The organism is Kitasatospora sp. NBC_00374, assembly GCF_041434935.1.
GTDB lineage: Bacteria > Actinomycetota > Actinomycetes > Streptomycetales > Streptomycetaceae > Kitasatospora.
Map to the genome: position 1 here is coordinate 3971805 of NZ_CP107964.1, position 19507 is coordinate 3991311.

Consider the following 19507-nt stretch of genomic DNA (forward strand, 5'->3'; position numbering starts at 1 on the left):
GCGAGACCGGCCGCCCCGTCCTCGGCAGTGCTTGTTCGCCGATGGCGTAGCGGTATCGGGTGCATCAGGCCCACCTGTGGGAACACCGTCTCCCAGCATCAGGTTGGGACTGGTGTCGGCTGGTCGCGCTGCATGATTCCCCACGCGAGTGGGGTTGACTCTTCTCGTCCGGCGACGGGCGGGAGAGGCCCATGGCCGCGCCGCTGAGCGGGACTAGCATGCGGAAGGACAGGGCGGGGACGGACCCCGAACTGACCGACCGCTCTGAGGAGCGATTAACGATGTTCGAGAGGTTCACCGACCGCGCGCGGCGGGTTGTCGTCCTGGCTCAGGAAGAAGCCCGGATGCTCAACCACAACTACATCGGCACCGAGCACATTCTCCTGGGCCTGATCCACGAGGGCGAGGGTGTCGCCGCCAAGGCGCTGGAGAGCCTCGGGATCTCGCTCGAGGCGGTCCGCCAGCAGGTCGAGGAGATCATCGGCCAGGGCCAGCAGGCCCCGTCCGGTCACATTCCCTTCACCCCCCGGGCGAAGAAGGTCCTGGAGCTGTCGCTCCGCGAGGCCCTTCAGCTCGGCCACAACTACATCGGCACCGAGCACATCCTGCTCGGCCTGATCCGCGAGGGCGAGGGCGTCGCCGCCCAGGTCCTGGTGAAGCTGGGCGCCGATCTGAACCGGGTGCGCCAGCAGGTCATCCAGCTGCTCTCGGGCTACCAGGGCAGCAAGGAGTCGGCCCCGGCCGGCGGCCCCGCCGAGGGCACCCCCTCCACCTCGCTGGTCCTGGACCAGTTCGGGCGCAACCTCACCCAGGCCGCCCGCGAGGCCAAGCTCGACCCGGTCATCGGGCGCGAGAAGGAGATCGAGCGGGTCATGCAGGTGCTGTCCCGCCGCACCAAGAACAACCCCGTGCTGATCGGCGAGCCCGGCGTCGGCAAGACCGCCGTGGTCGAGGGCCTGGCCCAGGCGATCGTCAAGGGCGAGGTCCCGGAGACGCTCAAGGACAAGCAGCTGTACACGCTGGACCTGGGCGCGCTGGTGGCCGGCTCCCGGTACCGCGGTGACTTCGAGGAGCGCCTGAAGAAGGTGCTCAAGGAGATCCGCACCCGCGGCGACATCATCCTCTTCATCGACGAGCTGCACACCCTGGTCGGCGCGGGCGCCGCCGAGGGTGCGATCGACGCGGCCTCGATCCTGAAGCCGATGCTGGCCCGCGGTGAGCTGCAGACCATCGGTGCCACCACCCTCGACGAGTACCGCAAGCACCTGGAGAAGGACGCCGCGCTGGAGCGCCGCTTCCAGCCGATCCAGGTCGCGGAGCCGTCGCTGCCGCACACCATCGAGATCCTCAAGGGCCTGCGGGACCGCTACGAGGCGCACCACCGGGTGTCCATCACGGACGCCGCGCTGGTCGCCGCCGCGACCCTGGCCGACCGGTACATCTCGGACCGCTTCCTTCCGGACAAGGCGATCGACCTGATCGACGAGGCCGGCTCCCGGATGCGCATCCGCCGGATGACCGCGCCGCCGGACCTCCGCGAGTTCGACGAGAAGATCGCCGACGTGCGCCGCGAGAAGGAGAGCGCGATCGACGCGCAGGACTTCGAGAAGGCCGCGTCCCTGCGCGACAACGAGAAGCAGCTCCTGCAGGCCAAGGCCAAGCGGGAGAAGGAGTGGAAGGCCGGCGACATGGATGTCGTCGCCGAGGTGGACGAGGAGCTGATCGCCGAGGTGCTGGCGACGGCCACCGGCATCCCGGTCTTCAAGCTCACCGAGGAGGAGTCCTCCCGGCTGCTGCGCATGGAGGACGAGCTGCACAAGCGCGTCATCGGCCAGAAGGACGCCATCAAGGCGCTCTCCCAGGCCATCCGGCGCACCCGTGCGGGCCTCAAGGACCCGAAGCGCCCCGGTGGCTCGTTCATCTTCGCCGGCCCGTCCGGTGTCGGTAAGACCGAGCTGTCCAAGACGCTGGCGGAGTTCCTGTTCGGCGACGAGGACGCGCTGATCGCGCTCGACATGTCCGAGTTCTCCGAGAAGCACACGGTCTCCCGGCTGTTCGGCTCCCCGCCCGGCTACGTGGGCTACGAGGAGGGCGGCCAGCTGACCGAGAAGGTCCGCCGCAAGCCGTTCTCGGTGGTCCTGTTCGACGAGGTCGAGAAGGCCCACCCGGACATCTTCAACTCGCTGCTGCAGATCCTGGAGGACGGTCGTCTGACCGACTCGCAGGGCCGCGTGGTCGACTTCAAGAACACGGTCATCATCATGACCACCAACCTCGGCACCCGGGACATCTCCAAGGGCTTCAACCTGGGCTTCGCGGCCACGGGTGACGCCGCCAGCGGGTACGAGCGGATGAAGGCCAAGGTCGGCGAGGAGCTCAAGCAGCACTTCCGTCCCGAGTTCCTGAACCGTGTCGACGACATCGTGGTCTTCCACCAGCTGTCCGAGGAAGACATCATCCAGATCGTCGACCTGATGATCGACAAGGTGGACGGCCGGCTGAAGGACCGCGACATGGGCCTGGAGCTCAGCGTCGAGGCCAAGAAGCTGCTGGCCAAGCGCGGCTACGACCCGCTGCTGGGCGCCCGTCCGCTGCGTCGTACGATCCAGCGCGAGATCGAGGACCACCTGTCCGAGAAGATCCTCTTCGGCGAGCTGCGGGCCGGCCAGATCGTGGTCGTCGGCGTGGAGGGTGAGGGCAAGGACGCCAAGTTCACCTTCCGCGGCGAGGAGAAGTCCGCGGTGGCGGACACCCCGGCCGCGGTGAGCACCGCCGGTCCGGATCTCACGAAGTAACAGCTGCACCAAGAAAAGGCCGCGGTCCCGACTTCACGTCGGGACCGCGGCCTTTTCAGTTGCAAAACTGTTTACGTTTCCAATTGCTGTGAAAATTCGGACTTTCCGGCCCCGGGACGCCTCCGGGGCACTCGTGCGGACACGATGGACCCTTGAACCATGGGGCATTGAAGCCGATTTGACGGACTATCAGCCGATCCGAGGGGTCCGGAGGATAGCGCCGTGACCATGTCATGGTCAAGGTCTTTCTTTTTTACAAGCTCTTGGATCAAATGTCGTCCACCTGTCTTTCATTGGTTCACCGGCGGGCCAAGAGCTATGCCGGTAAGGGGAGGACGTCACCACGTTGAAGATATCCAGGAAGGCCGCCGCTGCCGCCGCTGCCGTCGCGGCCGTGGCCGCGCTCGGTGCGGGGATGCTCCCGGGAACGGCAGTCGCCGCCCCGGCCGCGGCTCCGCGTGACCCGGCGGACGCAGCTCTGACCACCAAGCTCGACGACTCGCTGCCGGGCCCGCTCTCCGGGAAGGTCGAGGCCGAGCAGAAGGCCGCGGTCGACCAGCTGGTGAACGGCACCGCGCAGATCGAGTCGCACGGTGGCGGCACCAGCATCAAGCTCGGTCGTGACAAGTACGTGGAGCTCGCCCGCGAGCGCACGGACAAGATTTTCACGATTCTGGTCGATTTCAGCGACCAGGTGGACAACACCACCAAGCTGCCCGACGGCACCGTCAAGTACGGCGGCGACCCGGGCCCCGCGCACAACCAGATCGCCCAGCCGGACCGGAGCACCAACAACTCCACTGCCTGGCAGGCCGATTACAACCAGAAGCACTACCAGGACCTGTACTTCTCGAAGACCGGCGACTCGCTGAAGACCTTCTACGAGCGTCAGTCCTCCGGCCGGTACTCGGTCGACGGCCAGGTCACCGACTGGGTCAAGGTGCCGTGGAACGAGGCCCGTTACGGCTCGGACTACTGCGGCCAGCACGTCTGCAACAACGCGCAGGACCTGATCCGTGACGGCATCAACGCCTGGGTCGCCGACCAGAAGGCCAAGGGCCAGACGGACGCGCAGATCAAGGCCGTGATCGCCGGCTACGACCAGTGGGACCGGTACGACTTCGACCACGACGGCAACTTCAACGAGCCCGACGGTTACATCGACCACTTCCAGATCGTGCACGCCGGTGAGGACCAGTCCGCCGGCGGCGGTGCCCAGGGCACCAACGCGCTGTGGGCCCACCGCTCCTACGCCTACGGTGCGCTCTCCGGCCAGGCCGGCCCCGACGGCAACAAGCTCGGTGGCACCCCGGTCGGCACCAGCGGCATCTGGGTCGGCGACTACACCATGCAGCCCGAGAACGGCGGCCTGGGCGTCTTCGCGCACGAGTACGGCCACGACCTCGGTCTGCCGGACCTCTACGACACCTCGGGCTCGGGCAACGACAACTCGGTCGGCTTCTGGTCGCTGATGTCGTCCGGTTCCTGGCTGGGCACCGGCAAGAACGAGATCGGCGACAAGCCGAACGACCTCGACGTCTGGAGCAAGCTGCAGCTCGGCTGGCTCAAGTTCGACAAGGCGCAGGCCGGCAAGGACTCGCTGCACTGGCTCGGCCCGGTGGAGTACAACACCAAGCGGCCGCAGGCCATCGTGGTGGACCTCCCCAAGAAGACCGTCACCACCGAGATCAACACCCCGTTCGCGGGCGCCAACGAGTGGTGGAGCGGTAGCGCGGACGACCTCAACGTCTCGCTGGCCCGCACCATCGACCTCACCGGCAAGACCTCGGCCAGCCTGTCGGCCAAGGCCTGGTACGAGCTCGAGACCGACTACGACTACGCCTACGGCGAGGTCTCGACCGACGGCGGCAAGAACTGGACCGCCGTCGCCGGTACCTTCAACGGCGCGGCGCTGCCGGTCGACGGTGCGAACCACCCGGCGATCAACGGCACCACCAACAACACCTGGGGCGACCTGGTCTTCCCGCTCGACGCCTACGCGGGCAAGAGCATCCAGTTCCGCTTCCACAACGTCACCGACGGCGGCGTGCACCTCAAGGGCCTCGCCGTCGACGACATCAAGGTCACCGCTGACAACGCGGCCGTCTTCACCGACGGTGCCGAGAGCGGCGACAACGGCTGGACCGCGACCGGCTTCTCCCGCATCTCGGGCAAGTTCTCCAAGGACTACGCCCAGCACTACCTGGTGGAGAACCGTCAGTACGTGTCCTACGACACCACGCTGAAGACCGGCCCGTACGTGTTCGGCTCGGCCGCCAAGCCGAACACCGTCGAGCACTACGCCAACCAGAACGGCGTTCTGATCTGGCTGTGGGACGAGTCGCAGTCCGACAACAACGTCACCAACCACCCGGGCCAGGGTCTGATCATCCCGATCGACGCCCACCCGGCCCCGCTGAAGTGGGCCGACGGCACCTACATGCGTCCGCGCATCCAGGGCTACGACTCCACCTTCGGCTACGAGCGCACCGACGGCCTGAAGCTCCACAAGGCCGACGTGCTCACCGAGATCCCGTCCTCCAAGAACGTTCGGGTCTTCAACGACCACACGAACAAGTACTGGGACGAGGCCACCAAGTACAGCAGCGTCAAGGTTCCGGACACCCACACCAGCATCGAGGTGCTGTGGGAGAGCTGGAACAACCTGGAGACCATCATCCGGGTCCACCCGGTGAAGTGACCTCAGGTCAGCTGAAGCACTGAACAGCTGCGGCCCCGGCGGGTTCTCCCGCCGGGGCCGCGGTGCTGCCCGGGGCAGGTCCTACACCTGGGCGAACTCCAGGAACAGCGCCACCGCCTCGGTGACCTCGCGGGGCGTCCAGTCCAGCGCGGCGGCGGAGGCGGTCACCTCGGTCATCGAGAACCCCGGCAGCGGGCCCGGCTCGTCCCAGGTACCGAACAGGCCGACACCCTGCTCCTCGGCGAGCCGCACGTTCGCCCGGTTCAGCGCCTCGGCCGGGTACGGCAGCCAGAACTGGAACTGATGGGTGTGCGGCGGATCCGGGTTGACCCGGCCGCCGGGCACCTCCGCCAGAGCCGCGGCCACCGCCTTCGCGTTGGCCACGTACGAGTCCAGGCGCGGCAGTTCGTTCTCCAGGCCGGCCAGCGCGGTGAGCACGGCAGGCCACTGCTGGAAGAGCCGGCCACCGTACCGGTGCCGCCAGATCCGCACCCCCTTGGCGAACTCCCCGTCACCCGCGACCAGCGCCCCGCTGGTCCCGCCGAGCGTCTTGTAGCAGGAGACGTAGACCGAGTCGGCCAGCGCCACGATCTCGGGCAGCGACCGTCCGAAGTGCGGCCCGGACTCCCAGAGCCGGGCACCGTCCAGGTGCACGAACGCACCCTGCCGACGGGCCTCCTCGACCACCGCGGTCAGCTCGACCCAGGTGGGCAGCACGAAGCCGGCGTCCCGGAGCGGGAGTTCGAGCATCAGCGTGATGAAGGGCTCGCCGACCGAGCGCAGCTCGGCGGCGGTCGGCAACCGCGGCGCGCTGGTGGGCCAGACCGTCCGCAGGCCGCTCAGCACCGAGTAGGCCCGGTGCTCGTGCACCTCGGGGTGGGCCAGCGGATGCATGGCGACGGTGCGGCCGGCACCGTCCGCCCAGTACTGCAGGGCGGCCTGCTGGGCCATCGTGCCGGTCGGGAAGTAGACCGCCTCCGGCAGGCCGAGCAGGCCGGCCACCCGCCGCTCCAGCGCCCGGACGATGCCGTTGCCGTAGAAGTCCGGCCCCTCGTCCAGGTCGTACAGCTCCTCCGCGCCCTCGGCCAGCGCGGCGAGGCGCTCCCTGAGAGTGCGCGGCGGCGCGCCGGACAGGATCCGGTCACAGCCCCTTAGCGCGGCGAACCGGCGGGCGGGATCCGTGGGCGGGGGCACCTCGTCGGGGCGGTGTGCGGCTGCGGTCATCCCCCGATCATCGCCGATCCGCCGGCTCCGGCCGGGGACGACGCAGTGTTCGGGCCGCCCCGGACCGATTCCGGGCGCCGGGCGCCGGGCTGCGGGCTGCGGGCTGCGGGCTGCGGGCTGCGGGCTGCGGGCTGGGACGGGACCGCGCCGAGAGGGGTGTCGCAGGTCGCTTTCGGATGAGATCCGGGGGTTTGCGCGGGCCCCGCCGGTGGTACTGGTCACAGGCCGTGACACCGGTACGAGGGCGGATAGTAGGACCGGCGCGGCTGTGAGCGTCCGGTGACGGCCCCGTCCGCCGGGCCAACCCGCGGAGCGGATCGGCGGCGGATCCCCGGGCCCCACCGGAAGATCGTCGCTCCGGCCGGCCGACGCTCTCCCGGCGCCGGGCACTAGCCGCCGTAGTACGTCACACCGTTTTGGGTTGCCCACGGTGACGGTTACACCTGAGTGGTCCCCCCAGTGCGTCGAGCCGAGCGGCTCCACGAAGCGCTGACCCCCGACCGCGAGGTTGTCACCGATGCTTTCTCTCCCCCGCACCGGCCGCAGGCTGCTCACCGCGGTCGGGTCCTCCCCGGCCCTGCGCGGCATCCCCGCCCTGGCGCACCTGCAGGGTGCGAACGGCAGCGCCGTGCTGGGCCGACTGCAGGACCGTCGCGCCACCGTCGCCTGGGGCGGCGCGGCCGTGCTGGCCGTCAGCGCCATGCTGATCCCCGCCTCGGCCGCCCACGCGCAGACCGTGCACCCGACCACCCCGGGCAGCTCGGCGTTCACCGCCGCGGCCCCGGCGGCCCCGGCCGCCGTCGTCCAGATCGCCGCCCCGGCCGCCTACAAGCTGCCGAAGTCGGTCTCCTCCCAGGACGCCGTGGCGGTGGCGAGCAACCTCGACGCCACCCCGGCGCCCGCCCCGGCCGCCGAGCCGGCGCCGGCCCCCGTGGCCGAGGCCGCACCGGCCCCGGCACCCGCTCCCGCCCCGGAGGCAGCTCCGGCTCCCGCTCCGGCTCCGGCTCCCGCCCCGGCTCCCGCTCCCGCCCCGGCCCCGGCGCCCGCCCCGGCCCCCGAGTGGTCCACCCCCGTCGCGGGCGCGGCGCACAGCAACCCCTTCGGCACGGTCAACCACTCCTACGCGGCCGGCTACCACACGGGCGAGGACTACGCCGTCAAGGTCGGTACGCCGCTGCTCGCGGTCGGCAACGCCACCGTCGTCTCGGCCGGCCCCGACGGCGCCTACGGCAACGAGATCGTGCTGAAGCTGGCGGACGGCAAGTTCGCCCAGTACGCCCACATGTCCAAGCTCGGCGTGCACGCCGGCCAGAAGGTGTCCGCGGGCCAGCAGATCGGTCTGTCCGGCAACACCGGCAACTCGACCGGCCCGCACCTGCACTTCGAGATCCGCACCGCGAACAAGTACGGCGCCGTGATCGACCCGGTCTCGTACCTGAAGTCGCACGGGGCCACCGGGGTCTGATCCTCCGCCGGACCGCCCGACCCGGGGCCGCCCACGCCTGAGATCAGGCCTGGGCGGCCGTCGGCGTGATCCGGCCGGAGATCTCCAGGGCCACTTCGAGCGCGGCCGCCATGGCCTCCTCCAAGGTCCCGACCCGCGGGCCGCCGGAGTGCGGCCCGCAGGTGTCGCTGTCGTCGTGCTTGAGCAGGAACAACGCCGAGTTGATCGAGAACAGCGCCATGGTGGCGCGCAGCCGGTCGTGGAAGGTCGCGTCCGGGCCGTGCACCAGCCGGATCATCGCGACCATCCGATCCTTGAACTCCAGCCCGGCCTCCGACTCCCGGAGGGCGGGCTGGTTCTCGTGGAAGAACCGCAGCAGCGGCGCCCGCTCGGCCATCCCGGCGGCGAACCGGCGGACCAGCTCGTCGCGCAGCTCGGGCGACCAGGGCTTGCCCTCGCCGAAGGCGATGGCCTCGTCGATCGGTGCCGCCATGCTGCGCACGATGCCGCGGACGATCTCGTCCTTGGTCTTGAAGTGGTAGTAGAGCGCGGCCTTGGTGACACCGAGGCGGTCGGCGATCTCCCGCAGCGAGGTCTTCTCGTACCCCTGGGCCGCGAAGAGCTCCAACGCCACGTCGAGGATCCGCGCGCGGGTGTCGCTGCGGGGGCTCTGGGTCGTGCTCATGACTGGCGGCCTGCCTCGTGACGGCGACGGTGGGCGGCACGCTCGGCTGTTCGAAGCGCGCCTCGGGGTGCATTCTCCCTGCCCACGGGGCCCACACCGAAACTGGCTTGACGCCCGGCTAGTAGACAACCTACCGTGCGAGCCGACGATTCACTAGCCGGTCGTCAAGTAAGTGAGCCGCGGAGGACGCGGCCGAGCCGCTCTTCCGGGGAGAAGCACCATGTCACAACAGCAGGCCGAGGCCGCGGCGGACCAACCGCCGGCCACCGGACCGACCGAGCCTGAGCCGAAGTCGCCGCGCGAGATCCGCATGGTGATGATCGGGCTGGTCATCGCGATGCTGCTGGCGATGCTCGACAACCTGATCATCGGCACCGCGATGCCGACCATCGTCGGCGAGCTGCACGGCTCCGAGCACATCGCCTGGGTGGTCACCGCGTACACGCTGGCCACCGCCGTCTCCACCCCGATCTGGGGCAAGCTCGGCGACCTCTACGGCCGCAAGGGCGTCTTCCTGATCTCCATCGTGATCTTTCTGGTCGGCTCGGCCCTGTGCGGCCTGTCCGACTCGATGACCCAGCTGATCGCCTTCCGGGCGCTCCAGGGCCTGGGCGCCGGCGGCCTGATGGTCGGCGTGATGTCGATCATGGGTGCGCTGGTCCCGCCGCGCGACCGCGCCAAGTACCAGGGCATGTTCGCCGCCGTGATGGCCCTGGCCACCGTCGGCGGCCCGCTGATCGGTGGATTCCTCACCGACCACCTCAGCTGGCGCTGGACGTTCTACGTCAACCTGCCGCTCGGCGCGGTGGCGCTGGCGTTCATCGTGGTCACCCTGCACCTGCCGAAGATGCGCTCCACCGCGAAGATCGACTACCTGGGCGCGCTGCTGCTCACCGCCGGCATCACCTCGATGGTCCTGATCACCACCTGGGGCGGTCAGGAGTACGCCTGGGGCTCGAAGCAGATCCTCGGGCTGGCCGCGCTGGGCGTCGCCTCGCTGATCGGTTTCTGCTACGTCGAGCAGCGCGCCGAGGAGCCGGTGATCCCGCTCGGCCTGTTCAAGATCCGCAACTTCACGATGGTCTCGATCATCGGCTTCATCGTCGGCTTCGCGATGTTCGGCGCGGTCGCCTACCTGCCGCTGTACCAGCAGATCGTGCAGGGCGCCTCGGCCACCAACTCCGGCCTGCTGCTGATGCCGATGATGTTCGGCATGCTCGCCGTCTCGCTGGTGGTCGGCCAGATCGTCTCCAAGACCGGCAAGTACCGGATCTTCCCGATCATCGGCACCGCGGTGATGGCGGGCGGCTCGCTGCTGCTCTCCACCCTCGGCACCGACACCGGCCGCTTCGCCTCCTCCTGCTACATGGTGGTGCTCGGCGCCGGCATGGGCTTCCTGATGCAGATCACCATGCTGGTCGCCCAGAACAGCGTGGAGCTCAAGGACATGGGCGTGGCCAGCTCCTCCGCCACCCTGTTCCGCACCATCGGCGGCTCCTTCGGTGTGGCCCTGTTCGGCGCGCTGTTCAACAACCAGGTCAAGGAGACCCTGAGCGCCGGAGGCGGCCAGGGCGCCGGTGGCGGCCAGCAGGCCCTCGACCCGACCGGCCTGAAGACGGCGCCCGCGGCCGTCCAGGACCTGGCGCACCACGCCGTCTCCAACGGCATGCACACCGTCTTCCTGTGGGGCGCCGTGATCAGCCTGATCGCCGTCGCCGCCGCGGTCTTCCTCCGGGAGATCCCGCTGCGCGGCGCAGGGCAGAAGGCCGAGCCGCAGCTCGAAGCGGCCTGATCCACCGCCGGCACCGCACGCCGAGGGCCCGTCCGGATCTTCTCCGGACGGGCCCTTCGGGCGTCCTCGGGCGTCCTCGGACGCCTTCGGGCGTCGAGGCACCGATCGTGGGGCGGTGCTGGGGTGACCGTGCCGCGGCGGTGGTACGGCTACTGCGGCAGCCGGTATACCCCGGGCGCCACCGGCTCGACCAGGCCGTCCGCGACCAGCCCGTCCAGCGCCCGGGCCCGCTGCACCGGCTCGGGCCAGACCTCGTCCAACCGGGCCTGCGGCACCTCCCCGTGCGCCTCACGCAGCACGGCCAGCAGCTTGCCCCGGACCTGGCGGTCGGTGCCCTCGTACGTCTGCCCGCGCCGGGCCGGGCCCTGGTACGGCGGCCGGCCGGCCCGCTGCCAGGCGCAGTGCCGCAGCAGCGGACAGCCGGTGCACTCCGGGCTCCGCGCGGTGCAGACCAGCGCACCGAGCTCCATCACCGCGACACCCCAGGTGGCGGCGGTCTCGGCGGTGTCGGGCAGCAGCCCGGTGGCCGTCCGGCGCTCGGCCGCGGTGGTCGCCTGCGCCGGGTACTCGACTCCGGTCACCGCCCGGGCGAGGACCCGGCGGACGTTGGTGTCCAGCACCGCGTGCCGCTGCCGGAACGCGAACGAGGCCACCGCGGCGGCGGTGTACTCCCCCACCCCGGGCAGCGCCAGCAGGGCGGCGTGGTCCTCGGGCACCCGGCCGGCGTGCTGCTCGGTGATCGCGACGGCGGCGGCGTGCAGGCGCAGCGCCCGGCGCGGGTAGCCGAGCCGGCCCCACATCCGGACGGCCTCGCCCGGTGCGTCGGCGGCCAGGTCGGCGGGGGTCGGCCAGCGTTCCAGCCAGGCGGCGTACGCGGGCAGGACCCGCTTGACGGGGGTCTGCTGGAGCATGAACTCGCTGACCATGACGGCCCACGGGGAGGCGTGCGGGGTCCGCCAGGGCAGGTCGCGGGCGTTCGCCTCGTACCAGTCGATGACGGTGGTGTGGAGCAGCGGGGCCGGGATGACGGCGGTGATGGCAACCATGGCCCTTCGATCCTCCCACGGCGGGAAGGGGCGCCGGGCCGGGACCGGCGGACCCGCGTCCGCGGGCGGGACGGTTCAGAGCCCGAGGTCGTCGAGCTCCTTGAGCAGTTCCGCGCGGGGGCTGGGGGCCGTCCGGGCGGGCGGGGTGGCGGCGGATGCGGGGGCGACGGAGGCGGGGACGGCCGGGGTCCGGCCTTCGCCCGCCGCCGCGCGGGCGGCCGCGCGGGCGCTGCGGTCGCGGAAGATCCACGCGCCGGCCAGGCCGCCGACCAGCCCGCCGAGGTGGCCGAGCCAACTGACGCCCGGGGTACCGGGAACGGCGCTGGTGAGCAGGTAGGCGAAGGAGGCGCCCATCACCAGGCCGATCAGGCTGTCGATCAGGTTGCGGTCGAAGAAGCCGCGCAGCACCACGTAGCCGAAGTAGCCGTAGACCAGCCCGCTGGCGCCCACGGTCACCGTGTGGTCGTGCTCGAAGAACCAGACCGCGCCGCCGTCGGTGAGGGTGATCAGCGCGGTCAGGCCGAGGAACTTCTTGACGCCCCGGTAGGCGGCGAGGAACCCGAAGATGAAGAGCGCACCCGAATTGGCCTCCAGGTGCTGCCAGTTCACATGCAGGAACTCCGAGGTGAGGATGCCCGCCAGCCGCCCGGTGTCGCGCGGGACGAGGCCGTACTCGCGCACCAGGGCGCCGTCGCCTGCCCAGTTGGCGATCTGGACCGCCCAGAGCACGACCAGGAAGGCGAACATCACGAAGAAAGCGCGTCGCGCCTCGGCGATCATGCGAGCCGGGTCGAGTACGGGGTGCTGGTCCGTGGCCATGGGGCGACTATAGGGCGAGCACCCGGCAGCCGTCCGCCCCCTTTCGCCGACCGTTCGCGTTCCCTCGACCGGAGCAAATGGCGGATCATGTGAAGGAAGTGACCCCGGTGCAGTGTTGATGCATCAACGGGTGCACACAGTCTCGTAGAGTTTGCCCGTGCCCTCTCTGCGTCAACCCGTGGGACCGCTGCCGGCCTCGATCTACTGGCGGCGGCGCCTTGTCGTGTTCGCCGCACTGATCGCCGTGCTCGCGCTGATCGTCTGGCTGACGTCCGGTTCGGACGGCGGCAGCAAACCCCCGCACGGCGCGCAGCCCGCACCGGCCCAGTCCATCACCCCCGGGGCCTCCCCGACCGGCTCCGCGATCACCACCCGCCCCGGCGGTACCGGCGGTTCGGGCACCGGCGGTTCGGGCAGCGTCTCCGGCGGCGGTGGCGGCGACGTCAGCCTGACCACCGGCGGCGGCACCGGCAGCGGGGACGGCACGGGTTCGACGACCGGCGCCGGCGGTACGGGCGGCAGTGGCGGCACCGGTGCGGGCGCAGGCACGGGAACGGGCTCCGGCGGTACGGGCGGTGGCGCCTCCGGTGCGACCGGCTCGACCGGCGGCCCGCAGGTGAACACCCCCGAGATCCTCGCCCTGCCGATCTGCACCGCCGCACAGATCGCCCTGGAACTCGCCAGCGCCCAGCCGGCCTACCAGCCCAGGGACAGGCCCCGGGTCACCCTGACGGTCCGCAACACGGCCGGCCCGAACTGCCGGGTCGACCTCGGCCGGACGGCCTCGACCATCACCCTGACCGCCAGCAACGGCGAACGGTTCTGGTCATCCGGCGACTGCCCGACCGACCGTCAGAACACCTGGGTCCAGGTCTCCGCCGGCAGCGGCCTGACCGAGACCTTCAGCTGGGACCGCAGCCGCAGCAAGCCGCAGTGCGCGTCCGCCGACGGCAGCACCGCCGCCCCGGACACCTACCGCGTCCAGGCCGAGCTGACCGGCCCGGCCGGCGGACCGCTGGTCGCCCGCACCTCCATCCGCCTGGACGCCTGAGCCCCGATCGGACGGACCGGTGCGCGCCAAGGGTGGCGGGCCTGTGCCAGGGATCGCATTCCCGCCCGGCCTGAAAGCCGGGATTCCCCGCGAAGATCAGGGATGGCGGTCCTGGCAGCCAACCGGCCGGCCTGCGCGCTGATCCTGGACCCGGCCGGCGCACCGTCGACGGCCTCAACCCGGCCCGCCACATCCTGCTCGGCCCCGCCGCCCGCGAGCTCTACCCGCAGTGGGCGGACGTGGCCCGGCAGACTGTGGGCTTCCTGCGGTTCTCGGCCGACCGGTACGGCGGTCAGCCCGGATTCGCCGCCCTGATCGCCGAACTCTCCGTCGGCAGCGCCGAGTTCCTTGCTCGCTGGGCAGCAGCCCGTGAGGTACGCGAGAAGACCTGGGGCAGCAAGCAGTTCCGGCACCGCGTGGTCGGCGAGTTCGAGCTGCACTACGAGACCATCGGACTGCCCGGGGACGAGGGCCGGTCCCTCGTGGTCCTCATCGCCGATCCGGCAGCCCGGACGACACCGTGCTTCGACTGCTGGGCAGTTGGAGCACCAACGCCCCGACGCGGAGGGCGGGCCGGGGCGACGGCAAGGGCGGGGGCGGGCGCGAGGGTGCCAGGTCGAGGGGGGCCGCGGTCGACGGGGACGGGGAGCGGCCGAGTGCTCGGCGACGGGCTGTCGGGTCAGCCGTAGCCCGGCGGGCCGGGCGGGCCGTCAGGCCGGCCACTGCGCGCGGCGGAGCGCCCGGCTGAGGGTCGGCGGCACCAGGGCGAGGGCCAGCAGCGCGGCGAACAGCCGCAGGGTGGTCTCGGGCGCGAGGTGGTCCAGCAGCAGTCCGGCCCCGAACGTCCCCGCCGGCATGCCGAGCATGAAGACCGTCATGGTCGCCGCGATCACCCGGCCCCGGAGCTCCTCCGCGACCTGCTGGAAGATCAGCACGTCCACCATCACGCGCAACGCCGGCACCCCCAGCATCATCGACGCCAGCGTCACGAAGACCACCACCGGACCGCCCGCCAGCGTCGGTACCAGGAACAGCGGCACGCTCACCCAGGCGACCGAGACCAGCAGGCGGCCCGGGAGCATCAGCCGGTGCAGTCGGCGCACCACCAGCGCACCGAGCAGCCCGCCGACCGCCTCACCCGCGAGGGCGAGGCCGATCCCACCGCTGGACGTACCCCCGTTGCGCAGCAGCACCATCACCGGCAGCAGCATCGCGGCCCCGGCCAGGTTGAGCAGGAACGGCACCAGCAGAGTGACCCGCAGCTGGGCGTCGGCCAGCAGGTACCGCAGCCCCGCCATCGCCCCGCCGGACCGGCCGCCTCCCCCGGCGGTCGCGTTCGGACGGCTCTCGAAGCGAACTGCCCACGCCGCGCAGACGGCCAGCAGCGAGGCCACCACCGTGCCCAGGAACGGGACGGCCCGGCCCATGCCGAGCAGCATCCCGGCCAGCGGCGGTCCGATCAGCGACGCCCCGCTGACCCTCAACTCGTCCTGGGCCAGCGCCTGGCGCAGTTGCTCGGGCGGGACGACGGAGCGGAGCACCAGCATCCGGACCGGACCCGAGTACGCCATGGTGGCGCCGAGCACCGCGCCGACCAGCAGGGTGTGGGCGACCGTCAGGCGGTGCAGGTGGAGCGCGGCCGGGATGCTGAGTGCGGCCAGCAGCCGGGCCGAGTCTGCGATCAGGAGGATCCGGCGGCGGTCGTGGCGGTCGGCGACCGCGCCGCCGTGGATGCCGAGCAGGAGGGAGACGGTGAACTGGACGGCGCCGAAGGCCCCGGCCAGCGAGGGCGAGCCGGTCATCGCCAGGAGCAGGAGCGGGTAGGCGGTGTCGGCGATGCAGGTGCCGAGCATCGCCGAGGCGGCGCCGCCCCAGAGCAGCTGGAACCGCCAGTTGCGGCGCAGCGGGACGAGGGCGGGCGGTGCGGCAGCGGGCCCGGTGGGGGAGTGCGGCGCAGGGTTGGCCGTGGGGCCTGCCGTGGGGACGGGCGCGGGGCTGGCTGTGGGGACGGGCGCCGGGCCGAGGTTGCTGGTGGTGACGGGTCCAGTGGTGCAGGTGGTGGCGCTGGTGTTGCCGGCATCTGCCGTGGTGCTGACGGTCTCTGTGGTGCTCGCGTCCGTCGACCGTGCCGCGCTTGCCGTGCTGGCCATGCCCCCGCCTTTCACTCAAACGTAGATGCTCACGCATCTGCAACCATTCACGCTTGCGTGAATGGTTGCAGATGCGTGATTGATTGCGCAAGCGTTGACGTTCTGAGAAAGTGTGAACGTGTCTGATCAGGTGAAAGAGCGCGAGATCAAGGACGTTGCGACCCTGAAGGCGCTCGCGGACCCCGTCCGGCTGGCGATCCTCAACGCCCTCTACAAGCGCGAGCCGTCCCCGCTGTCCGTCAAGGAGATCGCGGCCGAGCTCGGCGACACCCCGACCAAGCTGTACCGGCACATCAAGCAGCTGGAGCAGGTCGGTTTGATCATGGTCGCCGAGACCCGCCTGGTCTCGGGCATCGTGGAGAGCCGCTACCGCAACGCGCAGAAGTCACTGCGCCTGGCCCCCGAGGTCTTCGCCGACGAGACGTCGAAGCGCCCGGAGGTACTGGGCGCCCTGTTGGCCGCGATGGACCTGGTCCGCTCCGACTTCGAGCTCAAGTACCTCACCGACCGGCTGGAGCTGCCCCCCGGGCCGGACGGCAGGCCTCGCGCGTCCTCCCAGTTCAGCCACTTCTCCATGCGGCTCCGCCCCGAGCGGGTGGTACGGCTGCGCAACCAGCTCGGCGTGATCCTGGACGAGCTGGCGGAGGAGGGCGACAGCGCGGACGAGGACGCCATCGACGTCACCCTGTTCACCCTGCTCTATGCGACCAAGTCCGCGCCCCCGGCCGACCGGTCCGCCCACGCCGACCGCGTCTGACGGCACCCGCGGGACCGGCCGGGCCCCGGCACCGGACCGGCCGCGCCGACCGCGCCCGCAGCCCCACCGTCACCGGGCCCCGGGCGTCCTCGCGCACCGCCACGCGCCGTCAAGCGCTGGTCAGGCGTAGCGCTCCAGTCAGACGTAGCGCTCCAGGATGGACGATTCTGCGAGCCGCGACAGCCCCTCCCGTACCGAGCGGGCCCGGGTCTCGCCGACTCCCTCGACGGTCTGCAGGTCGTCGATGCTGGCCGCGAGCAGCTTCTGCAGGCCGCCGAAGTGCTCGACCAGCCGCTCGATGACGGTGTTCGGAAGCCGCGGCACCTTGGCCAGCAGCCGGTACCCGCGCGGTGAGACCGCCGAGTCCAGCGACTCCGGCGTGCCGGTGTACCCGAGCGCCTTGGCCACCGTCTGCAGGTCGAGCAGCTCGGCGTGGGTGAGCGCCTCCAGGTCGGAGAGCACCTCGGTGACGGTGCGGCCCTTCTTGGCGGCCCGTTCCGGGAAGTAGTCCCGGGCGACCAGTTCGCGCTCCGGCTCGACGCCGGCGATCAGCTCGTCCAGCTGCAGCGAGAGCAGTCGGCCGTCGGTGCCCAGCTCCAGGACGTACCCGGCGATCTCGGCCGCGATCAGCCGGACCATCTCCAGCCGCTGGACGACGGCGGAGACGTCCCGGACGGTGACCAGGTCCTCGATCTCCAGTGCGGAGAGCGTGCCGGCGACCTCGTCCAGGCGCAGCTTGTACCGCTCCAGGGTGGCGAGCGCCTGGTTGGCACGGGACAGCACGGTGGTGGAGTCCTCCAGCACCCGGCGGCTGCCGTTGACGTACATGGCGATCAGCCGCATCGAGTGCGAGACGGCCACCACCGGGTACCCGGTCTGGCGGTTGACCCGCTCGGCGGTCCGGTGGCGGGTGCCGGTCTCGTCGGTGGGGATGGTCGCGTCGGGCATCAGGTGCACCCCGGCCCGGACGATCTTGGTGCTGTCCTTGTCGAGGATCACCGCCCCGTCGAGCTTGCACAGCTCGCGCAGCCGGGTGGCGGTGAACTCGACGTCGAGCACGAAGCCGCCGGTGCTGAGGGATTCGACGCTCTTGTCGAAGCCGAGCACGACCAGCCCGCCGGTGTTGGCGCGCAGCACCCGCTCCAGCCCGTCCCGTAGCGCCGTGCCCGGCGCGATGGCACTGAGGGAGGCCCGCAGCAGGGCCTCCTCGCGGGAGGACTTGTCCGCCCGGTCGCTGCCTGCCACGTGACTCCTCCGGTCGCCCCGGACCGTGTGGCACGGCGCCCGACGGTCTGTCGCTTGGTCTTCGCTGGTCTGTCTGTGTCGCTCGGTGATTCTGGAAATAGGCGCAGTACTGCACTTATTGCCAATTAGACAGGGCAAAGTCTAACTGCGTGCGGCATTAACGGGGCATGAGTCAGCGCACTTCGTCGGAGTCGACCGGCTCCCAGCCCTCCATCAGCTCCTCCGGGAAGGCCGGAACGGCCACCGGGACAGCCGCCGGACGGGCCGCGCGGGCGCCTGCGACCGGGGCTCCGGCTGCCTCGCCGCGGGGCTTGGCCGGGCCGCGGCGGCGGCCCGGGATGGCGCGCAGGGCCTCACCGATGTCGGCGACCTCGACCACCGTCATGCCCGCCGGCACCTTGCCCGGGTCCGGCGGGACGAGGGCGTGGGTGAAGCCGAGCCGGTGGGCCTCCGCGAGCCGGCGCTGTACGCCGGTGACCCGCCGGACCTCGCCGGCCAGGCCGACCTCGCCGATCGCCACCAGGTTGCTGGGCAGCGGGGTGTCGGACGAGGAGCTGGCGACCGCCAGTGCGATGGCCAGGTCGGCGGACGGCTCGGTGAGCTTCACCCCGCCGACCGTCGCCGTGTAGATGTCCTGCTTGCCGAGCTTGACGCCGCCGTGCCGCTCGACCACGGCCAGGATCATCGCGATCCGGGGCGACTCCAGGCCGGAGGTGGTCCGGCGGGGCGAGGGGATCTGCGAGTCGACCATCAGCGCCTGCACCTCGGCGACCAGCGGGCGGCGGCCCTCCAGGGTGACGGTCAGGCAGGTGCCGGGCACCGGCTTGTCACGCCTGGTCAGAAACAGTCCGGACGGGTCGGCGAGGCCCGCGATGCCCTCGTCGTGCAGCTCGAAGCACCCGACCTCGTCGGTCGCGCCGTAGCGGTTCTTGATACCGCGGATGATCCGCAGCCGAGCGTGCCGGTCACCCTCGAAGCTGAGCACCACGTCGACCAGGTGCTCCAGCAGCCGCGGGCCCGCGATCTGGCCGTCCTTGGTGACGTGGCCGACCAGCAGGGTGGCCATGCCGCGCTCCTTGGAGGCGCGGATCAGCGCGCCCGCCACCTCGCGGACCTGGGCCGGGCCGCCGGGGGCGCCGTCCAGCTCGGCGGACGCGATGGTCTGCACCGAGTCCAGGATCAGCAGCCCGGGGTTGACCGCCTCGATGTGGCCGAGCACCGCGCCGAGGTCGGACTCGGCGGCCAGGTACAGGTGGTCGGAGAGTGCGCCGATGCGGTCGGCGCGCAGCCGGACCTGGCCGGCCGACTCCTCGCCCGTGACGTAGAGGGTGCGGTGCTGCGCGGTCGCCGCCTTGGCGGCCACGTCCAGCAACAGCGTGGACTTGCCGACCCCGGGCTCGCCGGCCAGCAGCACGACGGCGCCCGGGACGATGCCGCCGCCGAGCACCCGGTCGAGCTCCGGCACGCCGGTGGTGCGGGCGGTGGCGACCTGACCGTCCACCTGGCCGATCGGCTTGGCCGGGGAGCTGACCGGCCCGGCCGCCGTGGTCCTGATCGGGACGGCGCCGTACTCCTCGACGGTGCCCCAGGCGTTGCACTCGGGGCAGCGGCCGACCCATTTCGGGAGCTGGTTGCCGCACTCGGTGCAGCGGTACGCCGGGCGGGGCTTGGCGGTGGTCTTGGTGCGGGCTGCCATGCGGCCAACCGTAGCGGGTGGGTACGACAGTGGCGGCCGAACGTCCGCGGCGTGAGCACGACAGCCGCCCGGAGCCGGCCCCCGACTGTCCGGGACACCACC

Annotated in this window: 14 protein-coding genes; 7 read left to right on the forward strand and 7 right to left on the reverse strand. The window is 71.3% G+C overall.

Annotated features, from left to right (window positions below):
* Positions 1–281: 281 nt before the first annotated feature.
* Both OG871_RS17800 and OG871_RS17805 read left to right on the forward strand, forming a co-directional pair.
* Entirely contained in the window at positions 282–2795 is a 2514-nt protein-coding gene (locus tag OG871_RS17800) for an ATP-dependent Clp protease ATP-binding subunit (protein WP_371497802.1), read from the forward strand.
* Between the two features lie 415 nt (positions 2796–3210).
* On the forward strand, positions 3211–5496 hold the full coding sequence (locus OG871_RS17805; RefSeq protein ID WP_371503345.1) for an immune inhibitor A domain-containing protein: 2286 nt from the start codon (positions 3211–3213) through the stop codon (positions 5494–5496).
* A gap of 81 nt (positions 5497–5577) precedes the next feature.
* On the opposite strand, the gene OG871_RS17810 is transcribed toward OG871_RS17805, so the two are convergent.
* Positions 5578–6720 (reverse strand): low specificity L-threonine aldolase, encoded by a 1143-nt coding sequence (locus tag OG871_RS17810; protein ID WP_371497803.1) that lies wholly within the window; start codon positions 6718–6720, stop codon positions 5578–5580.
* A 517-nt stretch (positions 6721–7237) separates the two neighbouring features.
* On the opposite strand from OG871_RS17810, the gene OG871_RS17815 reads away from it, so the two are divergent.
* Positions 7238–8185: a M23 family metallopeptidase gene (locus tag OG871_RS17815; protein WP_371497804.1), complete on the forward strand. Its 948-nt coding sequence runs from the start codon at positions 7238–7240 to the stop codon at positions 8183–8185.
* Between the two features lie 43 nt (positions 8186–8228).
* On the opposite strand, the gene OG871_RS17820 is transcribed toward OG871_RS17815, so the two are convergent.
* Positions 8229–8849, reverse strand: coding sequence for a TetR/AcrR family transcriptional regulator (locus tag OG871_RS17820; protein WP_371497805.1), 621 nt, complete (start codon positions 8847–8849; stop codon positions 8229–8231).
* Positions 8850–9069: 220 nt separating this feature from the next.
* On the opposite strand from OG871_RS17820, the gene OG871_RS17825 reads away from it, so the two are divergent.
* Positions 9070–10641, forward strand: coding sequence for an MDR family MFS transporter (locus OG871_RS17825; protein WP_371497807.1), 1572 nt, complete (start codon positions 9070–9072; stop codon positions 10639–10641).
* Between the two features lie 149 nt (positions 10642–10790).
* Here OG871_RS17825 and OG871_RS17830 read toward each other — a convergent pair whose 3' ends face one another.
* Entirely contained in the window at positions 10791–11687 is an 897-nt protein-coding gene (locus OG871_RS17830; RefSeq protein WP_371497808.1) for an A/G-specific adenine glycosylase, read from the reverse strand.
* Positions 11688–11762: 75 nt separating this feature from the next.
* Complete coding sequence (locus tag OG871_RS17835; protein WP_371497809.1) at positions 11763–12506, reverse strand: rhomboid family intramembrane serine protease; 744 nt, start codon at positions 12504–12506, stop codon at positions 11763–11765.
* 157 nt (positions 12507–12663) lie between these two features.
* On the opposite strand from OG871_RS17835, the gene OG871_RS17840 reads away from it, so the two are divergent.
* Both OG871_RS17840 and OG871_RS17845 read left to right on the forward strand, forming a co-directional pair.
* A complete protein-coding gene (locus OG871_RS17840) occupies positions 12664–13557 on the forward strand; it encodes a hypothetical protein (protein WP_371497810.1) in 894 nt (297 codons plus the stop codon).
* Positions 13558–13688: 131 nt separating this feature from the next.
* Positions 13689–14246, forward strand: a complete 558-nt coding sequence (locus OG871_RS17845; RefSeq protein ID WP_371503346.1) for a hypothetical protein — start codon at positions 13689–13691, stop codon at positions 14244–14246.
* 21 nt (positions 14247–14267) lie between these two features.
* Here OG871_RS17845 and OG871_RS17850 read toward each other — a convergent pair whose 3' ends face one another.
* The gene (locus OG871_RS17850; RefSeq protein WP_371497811.1) at positions 14268–15707 is read right to left on the reverse strand and encodes an MFS transporter; all 1440 of its coding nucleotides are present in this window, start codon (positions 15705–15707) and stop codon (positions 14268–14270) included.
* A 118-nt stretch (positions 15708–15825) separates the two neighbouring features.
* On the opposite strand from OG871_RS17850, the gene OG871_RS17855 reads away from it, so the two are divergent.
* Positions 15826–16464 (forward strand): ArsR/SmtB family transcription factor, encoded by a 639-nt coding sequence (locus OG871_RS17855; RefSeq protein ID WP_371497813.1) that lies wholly within the window; start codon positions 15826–15828, stop codon positions 16462–16464.
* A 138-nt stretch (positions 16465–16602) separates the two neighbouring features.
* Here OG871_RS17855 and disA read toward each other — a convergent pair whose 3' ends face one another.
* Positions 16603–17661 carry a DNA integrity scanning diadenylate cyclase DisA gene (disA, locus tag OG871_RS17860; protein WP_371503347.1) on the reverse strand — a complete coding sequence of 353 codons (1059 nt, stop codon included), beginning with the start codon at positions 17659–17661 and terminating at the stop codon, positions 16603–16605.
* 220 nt (positions 17662–17881) lie between these two features.
* Entirely contained in the window at positions 17882–19405 is a 1524-nt protein-coding gene (gene radA / locus OG871_RS17865; protein WP_371497814.1) for a DNA repair protein RadA, read from the reverse strand.
* Positions 19406–19507: the final 102 nt, after the last annotated feature.

What these genes read in the sequence shown, in the direction of transcription:
- OG871_RS17815 (WP_371497804.1), top strand. Translation starts at nt 7,238, where the DNA reads ATGCTTTCTCTCCCCCGCACCGGCCGCAGGCTGCTCACCGCGGTCGGG.
- OG871_RS17800 (WP_371497802.1), top strand. Translation starts at nt 282, where the DNA reads ATGTTCGAGAGGTTCACCGACCGCGCGCGGCGGGTTGTCGTCCTGGCT.
- OG871_RS17830 (WP_371497808.1), bottom strand. Translation starts at nt 11,687, where the DNA reads ATGGTTGCCATCACCGCCGTCATCCCGGCCCCGCTGCTCCACACCACC.
- OG871_RS17825 (WP_371497807.1), top strand. Translation starts at nt 9,070, where the DNA reads ATGTCACAACAGCAGGCCGAGGCCGCGGCGGACCAACCGCCGGCCACC.
- OG871_RS17805 (WP_371503345.1), top strand. Translation starts at nt 3,211, where the DNA reads ATGCTCCCGGGAACGGCAGTCGCCGCCCCGGCCGCGGCTCCGCGTGAC.
- radA (WP_371497814.1), bottom strand. Translation starts at nt 19,405, where the DNA reads ATGGCAGCCCGCACCAAGACCACCGCCAAGCCCCGCCCGGCGTACCGC.
- OG871_RS17810 (WP_371497803.1), bottom strand. Translation starts at nt 6,720, where the DNA reads ATGACCGCAGCCGCACACCGCCCCGACGAGGTGCCCCCGCCCACGGAT.
- OG871_RS17850 (WP_371497811.1), bottom strand. Translation starts at nt 15,707, where the DNA reads ATGGCCAGCACGGCAAGCGCGGCACGGTCGACGGACGCGAGCACCACA.
- OG871_RS17835 (WP_371497809.1), bottom strand. Translation starts at nt 12,506, where the DNA reads ATGGCCACGGACCAGCACCCCGTACTCGACCCGGCTCGCATGATCGCC.
- OG871_RS17820 (WP_371497805.1), bottom strand. Translation starts at nt 8,849, where the DNA reads ATGAGCACGACCCAGAGCCCCCGCAGCGACACCCGCGCGCGGATCCTC.